The sequence below is a fragment of the Legionella sp. 27cVA30 genome (genome assembly GCF_024160945.1).
Classification (GTDB): domain Bacteria; phylum Pseudomonadota; class Gammaproteobacteria; order Legionellales; family Legionellaceae; genus Legionella_A; species Legionella_A septentrionalis.
The window spans coordinates 1,035,191-1,054,976 of the sequence record NZ_JAMYXK010000001.1 but is presented as its reverse complement, the minus strand read 5'-3'; the positions used below and the strand labels follow the sequence as shown (position 1 = coordinate 1,054,976).

The window sequence follows — 19,786 nt, the reverse complement described above, 5'->3', positions numbered from 1 at the left end:
CGTCTAAACCGACTGAATTACCCAATCCAGCAAGATTTTATTAAACAACTCAGGCTCCTCAAGCTGCGGTGTATGGCCGCTTTGTTCAAACACCCGTATCGTCAGGCGAGAAAAGCGATCGCGTACTGCTTCCCAAAAGTAAGGAGGATTCCAATAATCATAACGTCCCAACCCTAAAAAAATAGGGCATTGCAAAACATCAAGATTTTTAGTGATATCCAGTGTGGGAAAACATTTTCCCCACACTTCTGCAAACATTTCAGGAATGATATGCACTCCTTCCCATAAAGGGGTGGCATCATAATCAGCTTGATACCAAAGCATCGGGCTAAACGCGAGCAGGCGGGCAATAAATTCCGGCCTTGTTTTAGCTTTTATTTCTTCTTCCAATATAGCCAACCGTTGCGCCAGTAAATATTTACGCCAGGGGCAGACGGATTCTTCAAAACCGCGGTTGGCAGCTTCAACGCTGCTTAATTTCGCATCAGGACTAACGGCGAGTAAAATTAAATGCGATACACGCTCTGGAAATTGCTTGGCGTACTCCAGGGCAAAATAAGCGTGCCCCGAATGCCCAAGCAACAACAGTTGTTCTAACTGTAAATGCTTGCGCATCGCTTCGATATCGGCAATTAGCTTTTGCAAAGAAAAATCCTGCGGATTATAGGGCTTGGTTGCTTGGCCAAAACCGCGGTGATCCATAAAAATAAATTTAAAATGCTTATATAAAGAACCGGAAAAGGTCCTGGGATAATACACATGACTGCCGATAACCAGTAAAGGTTTACCTTCACCAACTGTGGTATAGCCAAGTTTAAATCCATCTACTTCAATTGTTTTGTTCAAGCTGTATTTACCCTTTCAGTAAGACCACAAAATCACTTAACTAAATTATATGCAATTAATAAAAGAAAGGCATCGCGATTCTGCAAGAAGACTACTGACATAAATTGTCAGCCCTTCCTATTAAAATAAATTCACCTTAATAACAGGACAAACCTATGAAGCGTAATTGGCTAGCTGTTGCTGCTGCCGAGCATGTGCGGGTAGGACGTCAATTGGGTTTCATGCAAGTCTGCCATGGTAAAAAAGCACCTTTATTGCGCCTGCACCCGCATGATTGGGTCGTTTATTATTCCCCAACCGTTACTTTTCGCGGCAAGGATAAATTACAATCGTTTACTGCCATAGGCTCAGTCAAACCAGGGGTACCTTATCAAGTCGACATGGGAAATGGCTTTTGCCCGTTTCGGCGTGACGTTCTTTGGTTTGACGCGCAAGAAACATTTATTGCACCGCTTTTAAATCAATTGGATTTCACGCAAGGTAAAAAGAATTGGGGATATCCATTTCGTTTTGGGCTCTTTGAGCTTAGCGAACATGATATGCAGCAAATAGCACAAGCCATGCAACACAACCACAAAACGCAAGGAGAATAATGATGTCAAATACAAAACCCATCCTGCAACAAATTGCGGGCTTTACTATTACAGGGTTTAGCGTAAGAACCTGCAATCGTGATGAATTTGATCCTGGCAAAGCTAAAATACCAGCCATCTGGCAGCAATTTTATGCTAGTGATTTAGCCGGAAAAACCCCTGCCTTTGGCGTTTATGCGGATTATGAATCCGACGCCAACGGCTTTTATACATTAACTGCAGGGATTGCTGAGAATATTGTTGCCAATGCATTGAATTCGGTTAATATTCAGTCCGGTAATTATCTTGTCTTTAAAGATACAGGCCCTATGCCAGCTACGGTGATTGCAGCATGGCAACAAATTTGGGATTATTTTGCTGGCAAAACCAATCACAAACGTAATTTTTTAAGCGACTTTGAAGCATATACTGCCCCCAACGAAATTAGCATTTATATTGGCGTTGACGCATAAACTATTTTCAATTAGCAAGGATTCCTGATGAAGCGATTTTCATTGATTCTGCTTGGTTCGATTTTATTGCAAGTGGCTCAAGCAGAGACAGTCTCATCCAAACGCATCACGCAATTTTCTAATAAACAAGTGAATGTTTGGAAAACTATCATTTACCCCTCATCGGCACAGCAGTTGGCCATGCATCGTCATGAGAATAATCGCGTGTTGATTGCACTGAGCGACGGGCTTCTAAAAATTACAAACGATAAAGGGAAAATCCACTATCTGCAACTTAAAAAAGATACGGCTTATTTTCTGAAAAAAGACATCGCCAATGAATTACATTCTGATGAAAACATCAGCAATCATCCAGTTAAAGTCATGGTAATTGAGTTGAATGAATGAATTTACCGGCTTATCAGCCGGTTATTGCCAAAGATAGCTATGATCAAATCTTTTATCTTAAAATTTTATTTATTTCTTTAAAGCCATTCCAACGGTAATTTATCTCCTAACTACCTGGTTACATGTGGCTCCTAAAGATTTTTTTTGCGACGGTTTAACTACATCCAGGCGGACATTTTTAACTCCTTGAAAGCTGCGAATGGTATGGTATCGGTTATAATGCACGCTCGTTATTTATTAAAATTTTTTCATGAAAGAACTTATACTTGCGACTGGTAACGCTGGCAAAATTGCAGAATTACAATCCCTGCTAGCTCCGATACATTGTATTACGCAACAATCCTTAGGCATCGACGATGCTGAAGAAACGGGCTTGAGTTTTATTGAAAACGCCATTCTTAAAGCCCGCCACGCAGCGGCAGAGAGCCATAAACCAGCGCTTGCAGATGATTCAGGTTTGGTCGTCCCCATTCTTGATGGACAACCAGGCATTTATTCAGCCCGCTTTGCAGGGCCACATGCCGGCAGTGAAGACAATATTGCATTACTGTTAGAAAAGCTGCAGGGGATTCCTGAAAAACAACGGGGAGCTTATTTTTATTGCGCCATTGCCTTGGTAAAACATGCAAAAGACCCTACCCCGTTGATTGCAACCGGCAAGTTTTTTGGTTTTATCACGTTAGAACCTAAGGGAAAACAGGGATTTGGGTATGATCCAGTGTTTTACGTACCGCAATATCAATGCACGGTCGCCGAACTGCCTGCTAAAATTAAGAATGAAATAAGCCATCGTGCCTTAGCATTGCGCTCGCTACTTGCCAACTTAGGCGATATTTAATTTTCACTCATCGGACATTGCCAAATGAATGCGGACATAAGTTCCCTTTTTGCCGAAGCTTACCGTTTCCAGCAAAAGAATGAATTATCAAAAGCGATAGAACTCTATGAGCAAATCTTAAACTTAACGCCTGGGCACTTTGATGCCCTGCATTTTTTAGGATTAGCCCATGCGCAACTGGTCGATATGCCCAAAGCCATTGAATATTTCTTAAAAGCCTTAAGCTTGAATCCCGATGACGCCACGTTACATAACAATCTCGCCAATGCCTATAAAAAATCAGGATGGTTGGATAAAGCCGTGCAGCATTATCAGCAAGCGCTGCAACTAAAACCCGATTATGCGCAGGCACATAATAATTTGGCGGCAGTATATGCCCTGCAGCAACAATACCAGCAAGCATTAAACCATTATCGTCTGGCTGTACACGCTGAACCTGATTTTGCTGCTGCGCACTATAACTTAGGTTTACTTTTACTCAGGCAACAAGAACTTGCCGCAGCTAAAAAGCAATTTACGAATGTTATCAATCTAAATCCAAACCACGTGGATGCGCATTTTTATTTAGGCGTGCTGGCTCTTGCAAAAGACGGCCTGGAGGAAGCTGAAGCTGCATTTCAAACTGCCTTGAGTATTGATGATGAACATGTGGAAACTTTGGTCAACATGGGTGTTATCGCCCTAAAGCGGAAACAGGCGCAAGTGGCAATTGATTATTTCACCAAAGCTCTGGCTTTAAACATTGATCACCTGGATGCACGCAATAATCTTGCCGCGACATTCATGCATCATGACCGTTTCGAAAATGCCTTGATGCATTACGATGTGCTGCTTAAACAAGAGCCTGATAACATTGAATATTTATATAATGCAGGGGTTGCGCAAATGACTTTAGGGCATTTGCAAGAAGCGATTGCCCATTTTGAACGCATCCTTGAATTAAACGAAAATCACTTTGCCGCATTAAATAATCTGGCCGCTATTTACATTCGTTTGGAACAACGCGAGCAAGCCATCAATTATTTAAAACGGGCAGTAGCTGCCAATCCACACGATGCGGCCAGCCAATTCATGTTAAGTGCTTTGACCGGTAGTGAAAAACAGCCAAAACCAAGCCTTAATTACATAAGCAATCTTTTTAATAATTATGCGCTTTATTATGACCAACATGTACAAGGCGTGCTGCAATATTCCCTGCCGCAACATATAAGCCGCGTGCTGCATCAATTGCATGTTTTAAACGTCGAGAAAGCGTTGGATTTAGGGTGTGGAACCGGGTTAAGCGGCAGCGTTTTGCGGGAAATAAGTCAACACCTCACTGGTGTTGATGTGGCTGCAAAAATGCTGGAACAAGCGGAATGCAAAGGGATTTATGATGAATTGGCTGCTGCCGATTTGCTTACTTTTCTAAAGAAAGACAACCAGATTTATGATCTGGTGGTGGCCGCGGACGTATTGCCTTATTTCGGCGATCTGCAACCTTTGTTCAAACAAGTGGGTCAACACTTGCACAAACAAGGCATATTTTTATTCACCACGGAAAATTGTGCAGAGGATTCCTGGAGGCTTCAGGAAAGTGCCCGCTTTTGCCATCATCCTGATTACATCGCCTCATTATGCAAACCATACGGCATGCAGCTTATCCATCAAGAAAATATTACTGGACGCCACCAGCATAAACAACCTTTGACCATGACTCTCTATGTAGCCAAGCTTGTCTAGAATGGAATTTCCAATTGCGGATCGATTGTGTGAATGGAGGCTTTAAATAACCTTTGGATTTCACTAAGGCTTGCCTCATCTTTGGCTTCGAAACGCACCACCAGGCAAGGTGTGGTGTTGGATGCACGGATCAAGCCCCAACCATCTGCAAATTCAACGCGTAAGCCATCGATATCAATAACGTGCGCGCCTGGAAAAGAAGCGTGCTGTTTAAAAAGCTCCATGAAGCTGAACTTTTTATCTTCAGCGATAGGAATTTTAATTTCAGGCGTATTGATGCTGTTTGGAATTGCTGCAAATTGTTCACTTACAGATTGCACGGACTGGCTTAAAATTTCCAGTAAACGGCAAGCACTGTAAATTGCGTCATCGAAGCCATACCAGCGATCCTTAAAAAAGATATGGCCACTCATTTCCCCTGCGAGTAATGCATTTTCTTGCTTCATTACCCCCTTTACGATGGAATGCCCTGTTGGGCACATCTTCGCGCTTCCGCCCGCTTGTTTAATGATCTCGGCCAAGTGGCTGGAGCATTTTACATCGTAAACGATTGTAGCTTGTGGAGAGCGTTTCAGTACGTCCAGAGCATAAAGCATCATCAGACGATCAGGCCATATCAGTTCGCCACAATCGGTGATGACACCCAAGCGGTCAGCATCCCCGTCAAATGCCAACCCCATATCGGCGCGATGCATGGCCACAGCAGTTTTTAAATCATGCAAATTGCTTTCCACAGAGGGATCAGGATGATGGTTGGGGAAGCGTCCGTCCACTTCACAATATAAGGGTATGACTTCACATCCTAACTGCTCGATGATATATGGCGCAATAAGCCCGGCAATGCCATTTCCGCAATCCACTACGACTTTGAATGGGCGGTGCAACTGCACATCACTGATGATGCGTTCACGGTATTGTGTGAGAATATCCAGTTCCTCGACCCGTCCCTTTCCGGCTATGCATACTCCTTTATTGTGTAAAGCATACAGGGTATCGATATCGGCATTCGCCAACGTTTTTCCAGCCAAGACCATTTTTATGCCATTATAATCGGCCGGGTTATGGCTGCCGGTTACCATGAGGCCACAATCAGTAGGATAATGACACGTGGCATAATACATCACCGGCGTGGGTACTGCCCCCAGATCAATGACATGCATGCCGCTTTCCAATAAACCTGTTTTTAATGCCGCAGCCAATCCCGGGCTGGTCAGTCGCCCATCGCGCGCCAGGAAAATGCTGCCGCGCTCAAGCTCTTGCAGACGACAGGCAATTGCCTTACCAATACTGTAATAAGCATTTTCATCTAATTGTGTACCCACAATGCCGCGAATGTCATAGGCGCGAAAAACACTGCGTTCTATGGCTTTGTATTGGTAATTCGGCCGTATTTGCATCAATTTCTCCCGGAACTACCGAAACCGCCCTCGCCGCGAGACGTTTCGCTAAATGAATTTACAAGTTTGAAATCCGCTTTAACAATGGGTAAAAAAACCAGTTGTGCGATGCGTTCACCAGGATTAATGGTGAAATGCTCTTGATTGCGATTCCAGCAAGAAATTTTTAATTCACCTTGATAATCCGAATCAATAAGACCAACTAAATTGCCTAAAACAATACCATGTTTATGGCCCAGTCCTGAACGCGGTAAAATGACCGCCGCCAAGTTTGGATCAGCAATGTATATGGCAATACCGGTAGGAATGAGAATGGTTTCTTGTGCGGCCACTTGCAAGGGGGCGTCAATGCATGCCCGTAAATCCAAACCGGCGGAGCCGGATGTCGCATAAGTTGGCAATGGGATTGTATCGCCTATGCGCGAATCCAGAATTTTTAATTGAATGGTGTGTTCCATATAATCCTCATGTCATAAAATCCGTACAAAATACGTCCTCTTCGCTTTATAATGCGGCATTTTGCAAGCTTGCAGCAAGGATTGCAACAATTTGCCCTGCAATTCTTGCTTTGTGGGTGAAGGGTAAGACTTTTTGCGTTTCAGAGGTCAGTACCGTCACTTGATTATCGTCACTATCAAAACCAATGCCAGCACCTACTTGGTTGGCTATAATCATATCCAATTGTTTATTTTTTAATTTTTCTTTCGCATGGATGATGACATCATTTGTTTCCGCCGCAAAACCAATGACAAATTTAGCCTTTTTGCTCGCGGCAATTGCTGCGAGAATGTCCGGGTTTAACGACAGATGACACGTCAAGGAAGTCTGTTCGTTTTTTTTAAGTTTTTTAACCGATGGGGTTTCTACACGATAATCAGCCACTGCGGCCGCGCCTATAAATATCATTCCTGGCTCAAAATGCTGCGTCACGGCTGCAAACATTTCCTGTGCTGATTCAACACCAGAAAACCGCACCCCCACCGGTGGTTGCAGAGCAGTCGGGCCGCTTATCAAAAGAACTTCCGCCCCCGCCATGCATGCCGCTTGTGCCAGAGCATAGCCCATTTTGCCTGAGCTGCGGTTGGTTAAATAACGCACTGGATCAATTGCTTCCCGCGTTGGCCCGGCAGTGATCATAATTTTTTGCCCTTGCAGCAAATTTCTAAGCGGATAAAACCGCAGTGCGGTAATGATATTCTCCACTTCGCTCATCCGGCCAATCCCTTCTTCACCGCAGGCCTGCATGCCTTCCTCAGGACCAATAATCATAGCCCCGCGCTGGCTTAACAATGCGCAATTCTCCTGGGTGGCAGGATGTTTCCACATGCTGCGGTTCATCGCAGGACAAACCAATACCGGCGTTTCCGCAACCAAATACAAGGTGGACAGCAAATCATCCGCCAAACCATGCGCCATTTTTGCCAGACAATTTGCCGAGGCCGGGGCAATGAGCAGCAAATCTGCCCAGCGCGCCAGCTCAATATGCCCCATGGCTCGTTCGGCTTGTGGATCAAACAATTCTGAACGCACTTCATTGCCGCTGAGCGCTTGCAAAGTCATGGGTGTAATAAATTGTTTGGCCGACTCGGTCATCACCACCCGCACTTCGGCTCCCAAACGGGTTAGCTCACGTATCAGGTAGGCTGATTTATAAGCGGCGATCCCACCGCAAATACCAAGGACAATCTTTTTATTTTCAAAATCTTGCATGATGATCTGTTTCGGATTAAAAATACTGCTTATGCTTTGCATGGTAGGGCAAAGTATATGATCAAAACATCAACCTCGCTATAAAGGAATTATCATGACCAACCACGACCTCGCCCGCGGCTTGCGCGTGCGCGAAAAATTACTCTTATGCGGCGCGCAAAGCCTGGCCGACATTGAGTTGCTCGCGGCTTTTATCAGTTCTGGCAGTCCTAAAAAATCCTGCATGACATTAGCTCAGGATTTATTGACACATCTAGGCGATTTGCGTTCTTTGCTCAATTGCGATTTGCATGCATTCAAACAAATCGCAGGGCTTGGGATGGTGCGCTACGTACAATTGCAAGCAGCGAAGGAAATGTGCCGTCGCAGCGATTTTATCAGCCTGCAAAAAAATTTCGCGCTAACAAATTCAAATCAAACTTATGCCTATTTAAAACGGCAATTGCGCGATAAAAAAAATGAAACATTTGCAGCCCTCTTCCTGGATAGCCAACATCGCATCATCACTTATGAAGAATTATTTACCGGCACCATCAATTCAGCAACCATACATCCTCGCCCAATTATCGAGCGCACGTTGCAGCTAAATGCTGCAGCCCTTATTTTAGCGCACAATCACCCATCCGGCTTATCGGACGCCAGCGATTATGATCTTGCTGTGACAGCAAAACTACAATGCGCTCTGGAACTTATTGATACGCGGTTATTGGACCACATCGTAGTAGGCGATAACGAAATCTATTCTATTATGAATGCCATGAAATGGACGTGTCATTAAACGAGACAGCAACACTTGTCTATCTCCTTGGCACATTTACGAGATAAAGACATACCATGGCGTGACATCTTGAAAAGAAACGCATGGCCATGCTGTTTAAATTTTCCGAAACTATTACTACACTATGCAAACACCACTTAAGGAGAATTAAAATGGAACGGAAAGCAACAGCGCACTGGCAGGGCGGGTTAAAAAATGGAAAAGGGACTCTTTCATCAGCAAGCGGGATTCTTGCAGATACGCCTTACTCATTTCACGATCGTTTCGAAGAAGGTAAAGGCACGAATCCGGAAGAATTATTGGCAGCGGCTCATGCCGGATGCTTTTCTATGGCCTTATCCGGTCAATTGGAAAAAGAAGGTTTGCAGGCAGATTCTATCAATACTAGCGCCGCCGTTACCCTTGAGAAAACAGACAATGGATTTGCCATTACGGCTGTGCATTTAACTTTAAACGCAGTCATACCCAATGCTACCCAGGAGACCTTTGAGCGGGCCGCCCGCAATGCGAAAGAAGGCTGTCCGGTTTCCAAGTTATTCAATGCCAAGATTACTCTTTCTGCCAAACTGGAAAACTCAAAATAGGCAAACAAAAGAAATAGTGAGCTTTAGCGTTCTTTTACGTACCGGCCTGGAGCATTGCAAATTGGTTTGTATCCTTTTTCGGGATTTCCAAGCCTTGGAGGAGAAATCTTTGTGCCCGAGTAAGCAGCAATCCATTCGTGCCATACCGGCCACCAAGAACCCGGGTGGCTGGATTGCTCGTCATACCAATCTTCGGGCGTTTTATAGTGAGAAGCCGCTTCGGTTTTACCAATTCGGTAACTGCGATTGTCATGCCCTGGCTCTGCAATGATACCGCCGTTGTGACCTTTATTCGTCAAAACAAACGTTATATCGGTCCATTTGGTGTAAAGATGTATTTTGTACACCGACTTCCAGGGAGCGATGTGATCTTTTTCCGTTGCCACAACAAAAAGAGGCAACCTGATGTCTTCCAAAGCGATTAATTTTCCATCGATTTTATATTCGCCTTTGACAAAATCATTATTCAAATGAAAGTAGCGTAAATATTGGGCATGTAATTTATACGGCAGACGAGTGACATCCGAGTTCCATGCCAATAAATCCTTTAACGGCTGCCTTTCCCCCAGTAAATAGCGTCCAACCCCTTTAGACCAAATTAATTCTTTGGAACGCAATAACTCGAAAGCAGCAGACATTTGATCGCCGCGTAAATACCCTTGGGAAAACATGATGTCTTCCAGATAACAAAGTTGATTTTCATCAATGAAAGTCATCAACTCGCCCGCTTCTTCGAAATCTGTTTGCGCAGCAAACAAGGTTATCGTCTTTAAGTGGCGATTTTTATGACGAGCCATATAGGATGCCGCCATGGTTAATATAGTACCACCAATGCAATATCCAGTGGCATGAATTTGCTCTTGCCCGCTGATATCGGTCACTACATCCATCGCTTGCAAAATGCCTTTCTTTAAATAATCTTCCATACCGTAATTTCGATAATGTGCGTCTGGATTTTTCCATGAAATCATAAAAACGGTATGCCCTCTTTTCACCATGAAATCGACGAGAGAATTTTGTGGCGATAGATCAAGGATATAATATTTCATGATCCACGCCGGAATGATGAGCATAGGCTCCGGATACACCGTTTTTGTTTGGGCTTGGTATTGAATAAGCTCAAAAAGCTCATTACGGAAAACGACTTTACCTTTAGTGACAGCCACATCTTTACCGACAATAAAATTCTCGGTGCCTGCTATCCTTTCGCCTTTAAGATATCTCCAAAAATCTTCTTGCCAATTTTGCCAACCGTCAATTAAATTTTGCCCCTTGGTTTGCAACGTTTTTTTAATGACATCTGGATTTAAAAAAATATTATTCTCAGGTGAAAACGCGTCCAGCCATTGGTAGCAGACAAAAGAAATTAAATCCTTATGGTTTCTTGCGACACCGCGTATGTCGAGGGCTTCCCGCCACCATTCCTCAAGATTTAAAAAGCCCTGTGCAATGGCACAAAAAGGCCATGCTTTCCATTCATCGCTTTGAAACCGGTGCTTTAGCCGTTTATCTTTTATATCGAAACATGCCGTCTCTCGGACAAAAAGATATTCACTTACATTCTTATAAAAGTCTGCCAATTGTTTAAACGCAAGTTCCGCAAGCTCTAATCGCTTATTGGGGGCAATGGCAAGATGCGCTAGCCAATCGGTATAAGCCACTGTCAATGCAGCCGGAGACAAACCGGTAGTCATCATTCCCAGATTGGCATGAAAGATGCGGTCCAACAATTCAGCGCGTGTTTTTGCATCTTTTGCAAAGATAGCATCTTCCAAAGAAACCATCTGCTCTTTCATTTTCCCCATGATGGCAGCAAAATTTTCTTGAATGGCTTGAGCTCCCTTGGCGAACTGCTTATCAGTATCGCTCTTACGTCCTTGTTTCATAAGTATTTTCTCTTTTTTATTTATTTAAATAGCGTAGCTGATGCTTTTATAAATTGACAGTTCAAGCCTTATTTGCAAAATATATACACATAAAGTAGTATTAATATACAAGAATTAATCAAGGAAGATGATGAAAAGATTCTTTTTAGTGATTTGCCTAACCACGGCTGCACTCACGCTCAGTGCCTGCGGATTTAATACAGGCTGCGATGTATGCGGAGGCAGTGCTTACAGTTTCAACTACGCAGCTCCGAGTTGTTGTGGCGGCACTCCCTGGTGATGTTTTATTGGCGAAGAAGCTTCTAGCCAGCACAGGAACAATATGGTAGTTTTAGAGCTTCTTCCCATGCAAAATAACAGCCGATAAAACCAATAATTGACATGTAGAGAAAATATAATTCAATGATTGTGAGCTTGACATTTCGCACCCAAGCTTTAATTTAGCCTTGCCTTATTTCTCATTCTTGTTTAATCACTGTTTCATTAAGAATTTAGATTCAAATTCATCTGCCGGCAAAGGCTTACTGAAATAAAACCCCTGCTGAATAGCACAACCAAGCTCACACAATAATTCAGATTGGGCTTTTGTTTCTACTCCTTCTGCCACCAATTCCAAATTAAGATTTTTTGCTAAAGTGATAATAGCTTTGATAATGCTGATATTTTTTTTATCGTCTGGAAGACTAGTTATGAAAATTCGATCAATTTTCATTGTATCAAGATGCAATTTATGCAAGTAATGCATGGAAGAATAACCCGTACCAAAATCATCCAAAGATAAACGGCAACCTAACCAGCTTAACTGGTTAAGGATCAAATTGCTTTCATCAAAATTGGCAATAAAAGCACTTTCGGTCACCTCGAACTCTAAATCCTTCGGACTAATGCCTGTTTGTTCAATAATGCGCTGGATGCGGTTTCCCAAATCTTTTTGCGTAAACTGCTTGGCGGTAATATTAAGCGCCAAGGTAGATAATTTATAGCCTTGTTTTTTCCATGTGTATAATTGCTTACAGGCTGCCTGCACCACCCATTCGCCTATGGAAAAAATCAAATTGGATTCTTCTGCCAAAGGCATGAATAAATCAGGAAACAGAAGGCCGCGAGTGGGATGCTGCCAGCGGATTAAAGCTTCCGCACCAACTAATTCTCCTTTTTTACTGTTTACCTTAGGTTGGAAGTACACAATAAATTGTTCTTCTTCCAGTGCTGTATGCATTTCCTGCATGAGTTGATTACGCTCGCGAATGCTTGTTTCCAATTGCGCCGAGAAAAAAACATAATTATTTTTACCCATTTTTTTAGCTTCATACATCGACATATCGGCAAATTTGAAAAGCTCATCGCTGGTTTTGCAATCATCAGGATAAAATACGATGCCAACGCTCGCCGATGCGTGATATTCAACTTCCCCAAGATAAAAAGATCTCAAGAAAGAATGCAAAAGCGCTTCTGCAGCTTCCGTTGCTTTTTGTTTTGCAGTTTCCTTATTGGCTAAATCCCCCATCAATAATGTGAATTCGTCCCCCCCTATCCGGGCAAGAAGACCGTATTTGCCAATTACATTGTGCATGCGATGCGCAACTTTATTTAAAAAACGATCGCCCACGGCATGGCCCAGCGTATCATTAATATCTTTAAAATTATCCAAATCAATAAACATGAGAACGCAATGCTTGCCATAAAGCGATGCCCGTTCCAATGCCTGATTCATTTCGTCTCGCAAAAACAAACGGTTGGGTAAATTGGTCAAATCATCATAATGAGCTTGCCTGTATAAACGTTCTTCCCATTCTGCGTAGGTAAATGCGACGGCCGCCCGGTAAAAAATGTCAGCCAATTCTTCTGTGCGGCATTCCTTGAGCGCGGCTGCATTGGCAAATCCCAAACAAATGATGGCTACCGGCTGCGTACGATGCAGTATGGGAAAAATCAGCGTATGCTGCATATGATATTGCGCCAATACATTCAGATAACCCGGGGGATCTGCTTCGGCTAAATTTAAAATAATATTCTTATTATTGCGCAACGCTTCAATTTCGCTATCGGAAATAAATGCTTTTTGAACTTTGGGTATTTCATAGACAGGAGAATCAATCATCAATTGCATGGCATGTTCATCGTCCCGCTCCAGTACACCTAATATCAATAAATCATAATCCACCAACTCATCCAATTCTTTAAAAATGATGTGCAATATTTCTTCGGCGTCTTGCGTGGACAAGATAGCCTGGTCCAGGGAAGACATAATGGATAATGTTTTAAACTGATGTTGCAAACGCTTGGACATTTTATTAAATGCTTCCGCCAGCTCCTCGAATTCATCATTACTTTTTACAGTCACCATCGGCGTAAAATCACGCCTGGCAACTCTGCGGGTGGCTTTGCTCAGTTCTTCCAGAGGCACTAAAATGCGGCGAATTTGAGCTTGACTTAACAACATGCTTAAAATCAATGCAAAAAGAATGGTAGGGAGAAAAATTAAATATAATTTTTGCGCCTGCACAAAAATATTTGTTTCAGGTTCTGCTAATACGACCAGCCATTTACCACTGTGCAGGCGCTCTCTTAAGAATAAATGCCAGTAGCCCACCAGGTAATTTCGGTCATTAAAGCTCCAGGTAAAGGTTCCTGTATCTTGGTTTGCCATATATTGCGATAACTGTGGAGGCACAGAAGTAGGGCTATTGGTATAAACCACTTGCCTGTCATAATTTAAAACCCAAATCAATGCACCCGGGTGTAAATCAAAATTCCAATCTAATTGCACTTCGCCAATTAAAAAATGCCCGAAGTCTACTTTATGAACCAAGAGTACTTGTTTATCCCCGCTGTTTGGCACGTTACTCAAGCTTATCCAGGTACCATGCAGAGGTAGGGCCGGCATTTTCTTAGGCAAAGAAAGTAGTTTCCCTTTTAACGAAACCGGCTTCGTATCAAGATTCATTACAGTTAGTGCGGTAAAATCCGGAGCTAATTGCGCCCAATGCCCACTCTTTGCAGGCAGCTTTTTTTCAGCTAATGCCGTTTCCAAACCGCGTCCTAATAAATTTATCTGACTTTCCAGATTAAATAATTGGCCAATCAATTGCATCCCCATATTTTTAACATCCTGGCGCAATTGCATATGACTTTTTTCTTTAAGTTGGCGATCCATTTGCATGAATTGAAAAAGCGCAAGTAAGATGACAGGAATTAATGCGGAAACGACGAACAGCAAAAAAATTCTGCGGGCAACACGACTGTGAAAGAATTTTAATTCAATTTTCATCGTTAACCTTAATTAATAATTTTCGCCTAATCCCACATAGCTGCCATTATTTGCACGAATGACATCATCTTCGCTAACTTCTGAAGTAAGTGATAAATCCGTCTTACCGTCTTCTCCCATACTGTAGAGATCATAATCTGAATTCAAAGGGTACAAATTTTTATCTTTACGCGTTTTAGGGTTATTTCCCTTATCTGGTAAACTTGCAATATTTAAGTACTGATAAGGGTGTCCCCAAGGATCAAGTTTGTTGTTCATATTTATTTCGGTAAGGCTCGCAGGATATTTATAGCCATTGTCAACATAATAATTTTCTATGGCTGTTTCTATTTCTTTAATATCCGCAATTGTGCGATCAATTTTTGTTCGATAAGAAGATTGTTGATAGATGGGAGTCACAATGAGAGCTAACGTAGCCACCAGGGCAAAAACCAGTAAAATTTCAAACAAAGTAAAGCCCAGGCCCGACTGAGGGATGAAAACTGTTTGACTATCCTTGGAATAAATTTTCATTACATAGGCAGCAATTTAACCGTTTTATCATATAATTGTATACAAATTATGCAAAATGAACCAATTTCAATGCCATAAATTTTTTATTTTAAAACGCATATCATCCGTACGGCACAGCAAATAAGAGTTGTTTTATTCTCATGAAAATTGCTATAAGGTACACATACGGCAATGGATATCATTATGAACGCACTGTTTCATCTGGCTTTCCCGGTGCATGATTTTGCACTGGCCAAACAGTTTTATCACCAGCAGCTTGGCTTTGCATTGGGACGAGAATCAGCGAGTGCATTAATTTTTCAATTCGGCCCGCACCAAATCGTCGCGCATAAAGTGGACGCACCACTTGCAGAGCAAGGCAGCATATATCCTAGACATTTTGGCTTAATCTTTCTTGAGAAAATAGAGTTTAATCTGTTCATTGAACGAATAAATACGCAAAAAATTTCTTTTGCAATCCCTTTAAAAACCCGATTTGCTCATTCTAAAATTGAACACCAAAGTTTCTTTCTGCAAGATCCAAGTAATAATTTACTTGAGTTTAAATATTATACTCACCCTTCCGCTATTTTTGGTGAAAAAGAAGACAACCGCATTGGGGAATAAGGTCAATAACCTTTAAAAGGATATTATTTTGTCGGCTGCTATGTTTAAAAATAAAACCCATCACCTTGTCTTTGGCCATTTTTTAGCTGCTTTGTTATTTACCATGGATGTGGAGGCAATTTCAGTGCCTGCCATAAAACCTCCCAGCATTAATAATTTTGCCTTAGGCGAATCGCAACAGCCAGGCCCTTTTTTCTCATTTGGGCAAAATATTATCAATAAAAATCAACTGCAATTTTTTTTAGAAACCAACTATCTTTCCAGCACGACCCAGAACCTGCTCACTGTAGTTCCTGCTTTCTTGTATGGCATAACTGATAACGCATCCATTCTTGTCAATATTCCGGTCGCAGCAAACTATAGCGCACAAGACAGCCGTTCATCAGGGATAGCCGATGCATCCATTCAAGGGGAATATGCGTTTTACAATGCAAATAATGCTAAAGCCAGCAAACAAGCCACCGTTGTAGCAGCAATTAGCGCTCCCACGGGCTCTCTTAAAAAAAATCCACCGACAGGATTTGGCGCACCAAGCTATTTTTTGGGTACCACTTATAATGAAATGTTTGTTGATTGGTGGTGGTTTGCCTCGCCCGGGGTTTTATTGATTGAAGCATCCGACAATGCCCATTTGGGTACACAATACTGGTATCAAACGGGTTTAGGTAAAAATCTTTACAGCGCTTCCAACCGTTATATTTTTTCAGCGCTGCTGGAATTGGACGGCCAATACAGCGAAAAAGATAAAATTTTCGGCCAGTATGATCCTAATTCCGGTGGAAATATTGTTTATATCACTCCTTCAGTCTGGTTTTCCACGCAAAAATTCACCGCGCAGCTTGGAATTTCCATACCAATAACCCAGCATTGGAATGGTGAGCAAGGTACAACACATTATTATGCTGCGTTGCTTCTGGGCTGGACTTTTAATTAATTCACCCGGATGCCCATGCAATAGCTTGTCAGGGATAATGGCAAATACACATCCTATATTTCCTGTCGATATATCGAGTTACGAAACGTTCGCTTAGTTTACTTACTTCATGTTTATTTTTTATGCAATTTATTTTATAATTTATTACAACATTACGGCGAGGTTTATTTGATGATTGAAGGCCCTTATTGGTGTGTTGAAGCAAAAGCCTGGTTACGTTTTAATATAGAAAATAACGAAGCTGTTGCTGAAATGGCAAACATAGATCCCAGCAATACCTCGTTAACCACAGCCTGGAAGCCTGCGCCTGAAGGCATTTGGCATGTGTATAATGCTGAGAGTAAAACCCATCAATATTTTTCCTTAAACAATAAAACCTTATACCGAGCACAAACGAATAAATTGTCGCAACGTACTGAAACGGCAAAATTTCACAACAACTCCTTCCAACGTACAGCCGAAACTCCATTTGCAAATTATGTTTTTTCTATGGAAAAACCTCCCCTACCGCTGCCATTAACTCCGGAAGAACAAGCGGACATAGGGAAAAACCAGCAAACGGAAAATTTAAAGGATAATCTAAGCCCAAATACCGTATGCATTGAAGGCCCTTATTGGTGTGTTGAAGCAAATACGTGGTTACGTTTTAACATACAAAACAACCAAACTGTTGCTGAAATGGCCAATATAGATCCCAATAATTCTTTTTTAACTACAGCCTGGAAACCAGCGCCTGAAAGTTTTTGGCATGTATATGATCCAGAAAGCAAAATTCACCAATATTTTTACCTAAACAGTCAAACTTTATACAAGGCACAAATGAGCAAGTTGACGCAACGCGCTGAAACGGCCAGACTCCACAATGGTTCGTTCCAACGCACAGCTGAGACTCCCTTTGCAACTTATGCTTTTTCCACAAAAGAACCGGAACTACCGCTGCCATTAACCCCGGAAGAACAAGCCGAGAGATGGAAAAAGCTGCAATCAGAAAATTTATATTTACAGCATTACTTTAACCAAAACACCGTATTTGCTGAGAATCAACAGTATGATTTGGCAAGTTCTTTACCAGCTGCTTTAGTTAATTTTAATATAAAGGAATTTGCCACTTATGAAGAATACTTGCTCGCGCTTCGTAACATTATCCGCAACGAAAATCATATCCATCATCGCAGTTTAACAGAGCAAGCTGCAAGAACAATAGATTATTCGACTCTGGAAAATACTGAGCTAAAAACTAACTGGCAATTAAAAAAACAATTTTTTTTGGACGTGTTAAAGGCAATTTTTCATTTTATCCAAAGGCAATTTGAACCAGCACCCAATGCCGAAAGCCCTTCTGCAAAATTTTTAACTTTGATTTCATTCCAGGACGCCATCATCAGCGCCCAGGAAAAATATGCAGAATGGTATAGTGGCCATGCAACACACCGCGGTTCTAATGGTTTTTTTACCCGGGTACGTCACGGCGCTTATGGCCAACAACGTGCCACTGCTTTGTTAAATCAAGTACTGGAACAAACCTCCTTACCCGCTGCCGTAAAACTGGTGAATGATTTTCTGACGGATGACAAAACACGTTATCACGTGCACTCTTTTGCTTCCTTTCTTCTAGATGAGTTAACGCAGTTTGAAAACAGTTGCTGGTTTGGATTGGCATGCAATGAAAAAAGACATTATTCCAAGGAAGATGTGCAGGCGCGTGTCGATGCACCAAACTCCGTGACTTTATCCATATAGGCAAGAATTCCTTTGAATTTGCAATAATCACTGGAACCTAAGCTATAATTTTCACTCAATAACTAACACGAGGAAAATTATGACGCATGGCATACCTGCTGGATATCACACCATCACCCCAACTATCATGTATAAAAATACACAAAAAGCCATTGAATTTTATGCAAAAGCTTTTGACGCTGAATTATTGGATGCATTCCACAACCCCAATGGTAACGGTATCATGCATGCCAGTATAAAAATTGGAAATTCAATTCTTATGCTGGGCGATGAAATGCCAGGAAACAGTAATTGCTCGCAGAGCGCGGAAACCCTTGGAGCATCACCTATTAGTTTATACATTTATGTAGCCGACGCCGACAAAGTATTCGAGCAGGCTGTTTCTGCCGGCGCTCAAGTTACCATGCCGCTATCAGACACATTCTGGGGTGATCGGGCAGGACAAGTTCGCGACCCGTTCGGTTATGCATGGATGATTGCGACTCATATTAAAGACTTATCCCAGGAAGAAATTAAAAAAAACGCAGAAGAATTCTTTGCATCAATGCAAAATTAATTCCACCATAACCCGCAGCAAGATGCGGGTTTACTCCAAAAATCAAGGAGCCTATTATGCCGATACGCACAGCAAATAATAGACAGATTTATATTAGGGCGTGTTTTTAAAGTTTTTCAAACTATTAAAAATCTGATAAAAAGCCTCCATAGTGAAAATGGAGCAAATGGATGTCAAGATTTGTTATTGATGACAAAATGTGGAACAAATTAGAACAATTACTGCCATCTCCTAAAGGTCGCCATGGGAAATTATTTAAATGGAGAGAAGAAGTCGTTAGAATGCTTCGCTTTACGAAGAACAATGGAATAACTGAAGGGTTTCATCGGAAGATGAAATTGATTCAGAGAAGAGCTTACGGATTTAGAAATTTTGAAAATTATAGGTTGAGAGTTAGAGTGCTGTGCGGATAAGTGAAGTGCCCCCGGATTTGGGGAAGACCCTTATTTAGTCGTCTACATTGCGTCTACATGGAATTTTGGAAATTTTGTGGGATTTAACGTAAGTCTTTGATTTTCATGGTGGCCAGAGGCAGAATCGAACTGCCGACACGAGGATTTTCAGTCCTCTGCTCTACCGACTGAGCTATCTGGCCCCAAGAGGTTGCTATTAAACTCCGAGAATGCTTTTGAGTCAAGCGGAGTTTTTATTTTTTTTATATTTTTTTACTTTTTACCTTCCAAACCATCAGGAGAATACCCGGCAGGTTTTTCTGAGCCTTCGCCGAAAAAATATTTTTGCATCTCTTCACGCAGGAATTCACGGGCTTTGGGATCAAGGAGGCTTAAACGGTACTCATTAATCAGCATAGTTTGATGATCAAGCCACATTTTCCAAGCTTGTTTGGAAATTTGATTATAGATTTTTTCCCCTAAAGGACCGGGGAAAGGTGTGGCTGTCATTCCCTCTGCTTCTCTACCTAACTTAATACAAAATATTTGCCTGGACATCAGCATACCTCATTTAAAAATGG

General features: G+C 42.0%; 19 protein-coding genes, 1 tRNA gene and 1 pseudogene. 12 read left to right on the top strand and 9 right to left on the bottom strand.

Features of this window, described 5'->3' with window-relative positions; translation table 11 throughout:
• Positions 1–3 precede the first annotated feature (3 nt).
• Positions 4–846, bottom strand: coding sequence for an alpha/beta fold hydrolase (locus NKV53_RS04745; RefSeq protein ID WP_126954694.1), 843 nt, complete (start codon positions 844–846; stop codon positions 4–6).
• Between the two features lie 155 nt (positions 847–1,001).
• Between NKV53_RS04745 and NKV53_RS04740 the strand changes: the two genes are divergently transcribed.
• The 5 genes from NKV53_RS04740 (at position 1,002) to NKV53_RS04720 (ending at position 4,838) form a co-directional block, all read left to right on the top strand.
• Positions 1,002–1,439 carry an EVE domain-containing protein gene (locus NKV53_RS04740; protein ID WP_199737804.1) on the top strand — a complete coding sequence of 146 codons (438 nt, stop codon included), beginning with the start codon at positions 1,002–1,004 and terminating at the stop codon, positions 1,437–1,439.
• A 2-nt stretch (positions 1,440–1,441) separates the two neighbouring features.
• Entirely contained in the window at positions 1,442–1,891 is a 450-nt protein-coding gene (locus NKV53_RS04735; protein ID WP_253350774.1) for a GyrI-like domain-containing protein, read from the top strand.
• Positions 1,892–1,918: 27 nt separating this feature from the next.
• On the top strand, positions 1,919–2,278 hold the full coding sequence (locus NKV53_RS04730) for a hypothetical protein (RefSeq protein ID WP_126954693.1): 360 nt from the start codon (positions 1,919–1,921) through the stop codon (positions 2,276–2,278).
• A gap of 250 nt (positions 2,279–2,528) precedes the next feature.
• Positions 2,529–3,116: an RdgB/HAM1 family non-canonical purine NTP pyrophosphatase gene (rdgB, locus tag NKV53_RS04725; RefSeq protein WP_253350772.1), complete on the top strand. Its 588-nt coding sequence runs from the start codon at positions 2,529–2,531 to the stop codon at positions 3,114–3,116.
• A 24-nt stretch (positions 3,117–3,140) separates the two neighbouring features.
• Positions 3,141–4,838 carry a tetratricopeptide repeat protein gene (locus NKV53_RS04720; protein ID WP_253350770.1) on the top strand — a complete coding sequence of 566 codons (1,698 nt, stop codon included), beginning with the start codon at positions 3,141–3,143 and terminating at the stop codon, positions 4,836–4,838.
• Here the strand turns inward: NKV53_RS04720 and NKV53_RS04715 are convergent.
• From NKV53_RS04715 to coaBC, 3 genes are read right to left on the bottom strand one after another with little or no spacing between them, the layout of a single operon-like run.
• Positions 4,835–6,235, bottom strand: coding sequence for a phosphomannomutase/phosphoglucomutase (locus tag NKV53_RS04715; protein ID WP_127033451.1), 1,401 nt, complete (start codon positions 6,233–6,235; stop codon positions 4,835–4,837). The genes NKV53_RS04720 and NKV53_RS04715 overlap by 4 nt on opposite strands.
• Complete coding sequence (gene dut / locus NKV53_RS04710; RefSeq protein WP_126954689.1) at positions 6,235–6,693, bottom strand: dUTP diphosphatase; 459 nt, start codon at positions 6,691–6,693, stop codon at positions 6,235–6,237. The genes NKV53_RS04715 and dut overlap by 1 nt, the downstream gene beginning before the upstream one ends.
• 46 nt (positions 6,694–6,739) lie before the next feature.
• Positions 6,740–7,945, bottom strand: coding sequence for a bifunctional phosphopantothenoylcysteine decarboxylase/phosphopantothenate--cysteine ligase CoaBC (coaBC, locus tag NKV53_RS04705; protein ID WP_126954688.1), 1,206 nt, complete (start codon positions 7,943–7,945; stop codon positions 6,740–6,742).
• Between the two features lie 91 nt (positions 7,946–8,036).
• Here coaBC and radC point away from each other — a divergent pair, with 91 nt between their 5' ends.
• Positions 8,037–8,723, top strand: a complete 687-nt coding sequence (gene radC / locus NKV53_RS04700; RefSeq protein WP_371923173.1) for a DNA repair protein RadC — start codon at positions 8,037–8,039, stop codon at positions 8,721–8,723.
• Between the two features lie 152 nt (positions 8,724–8,875).
• A complete protein-coding gene (locus NKV53_RS04695) occupies positions 8,876–9,307 on the top strand; it encodes an OsmC family protein (protein WP_126954686.1) in 432 nt (143 codons plus the stop codon).
• A gap of 23 nt (positions 9,308–9,330) precedes the next feature.
• On the opposite strand, the gene NKV53_RS04690 is transcribed toward NKV53_RS04695, so the two are convergent.
• The 3 genes from NKV53_RS04690 to NKV53_RS04680 all read right to left on the bottom strand — a co-directional run bounded on the left by NKV53_RS04690 (position 9,331) and on the right by NKV53_RS04680 (position 14,977).
• On the bottom strand, positions 9,331–11,193 hold the full coding sequence (locus NKV53_RS04690; RefSeq protein ID WP_233581897.1) for an alpha/beta hydrolase: 1,863 nt from the start codon (positions 11,191–11,193) through the stop codon (positions 9,331–9,333).
• 472 nt (positions 11,194–11,665) lie between these two features.
• A complete protein-coding gene (locus NKV53_RS04685; RefSeq protein ID WP_253350768.1) occupies positions 11,666–14,464 on the bottom strand; it encodes an EAL domain-containing protein in 2,799 nt (932 codons plus the stop codon).
• Positions 14,465–14,476: 12 nt separating this feature from the next.
• Positions 14,477–14,977, bottom strand: a complete 501-nt coding sequence (locus tag NKV53_RS04680) for a prepilin-type cleavage/methylation domain-containing protein (protein WP_126954684.1) — start codon at positions 14,975–14,977, stop codon at positions 14,477–14,479.
• 183 nt (positions 14,978–15,160) lie between these two features.
• Between NKV53_RS04680 and NKV53_RS04675 the strand changes: the two genes are divergently transcribed.
• The 5 genes and pseudogenes from NKV53_RS04675 to NKV53_RS04655 form a co-directional block, all read left to right on the top strand.
• Positions 15,161–15,583, top strand: coding sequence for a VOC family protein (locus NKV53_RS04675; RefSeq protein WP_126954683.1), 423 nt, complete (start codon positions 15,161–15,163; stop codon positions 15,581–15,583).
• A gap of 28 nt (positions 15,584–15,611) precedes the next feature.
• Positions 15,612–16,517: a hypothetical protein gene (locus tag NKV53_RS04670; RefSeq protein WP_233581895.1), complete on the top strand. Its 906-nt coding sequence runs from the start codon at positions 15,612–15,614 to the stop codon at positions 16,515–16,517.
• A gap of 171 nt (positions 16,518–16,688) precedes the next feature.
• Positions 16,689–18,257 carry a hypothetical protein gene (locus tag NKV53_RS04665; protein ID WP_126954682.1) on the top strand — a complete coding sequence of 523 codons (1,569 nt, stop codon included), beginning with the start codon at positions 16,689–16,691 and terminating at the stop codon, positions 18,255–18,257.
• A 79-nt stretch (positions 18,258–18,336) separates the two neighbouring features.
• Positions 18,337–18,813 carry a glyoxalase/bleomycin resistance/extradiol dioxygenase family protein gene (locus NKV53_RS04660; RefSeq protein WP_253350766.1) on the top strand — a complete coding sequence of 159 codons (477 nt, stop codon included), beginning with the start codon at positions 18,337–18,339 and terminating at the stop codon, positions 18,811–18,813.
• 251 nt (positions 18,814–19,064) lie between these two features.
• Positions 19,065–19,226, top strand: a pseudogene (locus tag NKV53_RS04655) (transposase); the annotation flags it as partial.
• Between the two features lie 106 nt (positions 19,227–19,332).
• Here NKV53_RS04655 and NKV53_RS04650 read toward each other — a convergent pair.
• Positions 19,333–19,408, bottom strand: a tRNA-Phe gene (locus tag NKV53_RS04650).
• 70 nt (positions 19,409–19,478) lie between these two features.
• Entirely contained in the window at positions 19,479–19,763 is a 285-nt protein-coding gene (locus NKV53_RS04645) for an oxidative damage protection protein (protein WP_126954805.1), read from the bottom strand.
• Positions 19,764–19,786 lie beyond the last annotated feature (23 nt).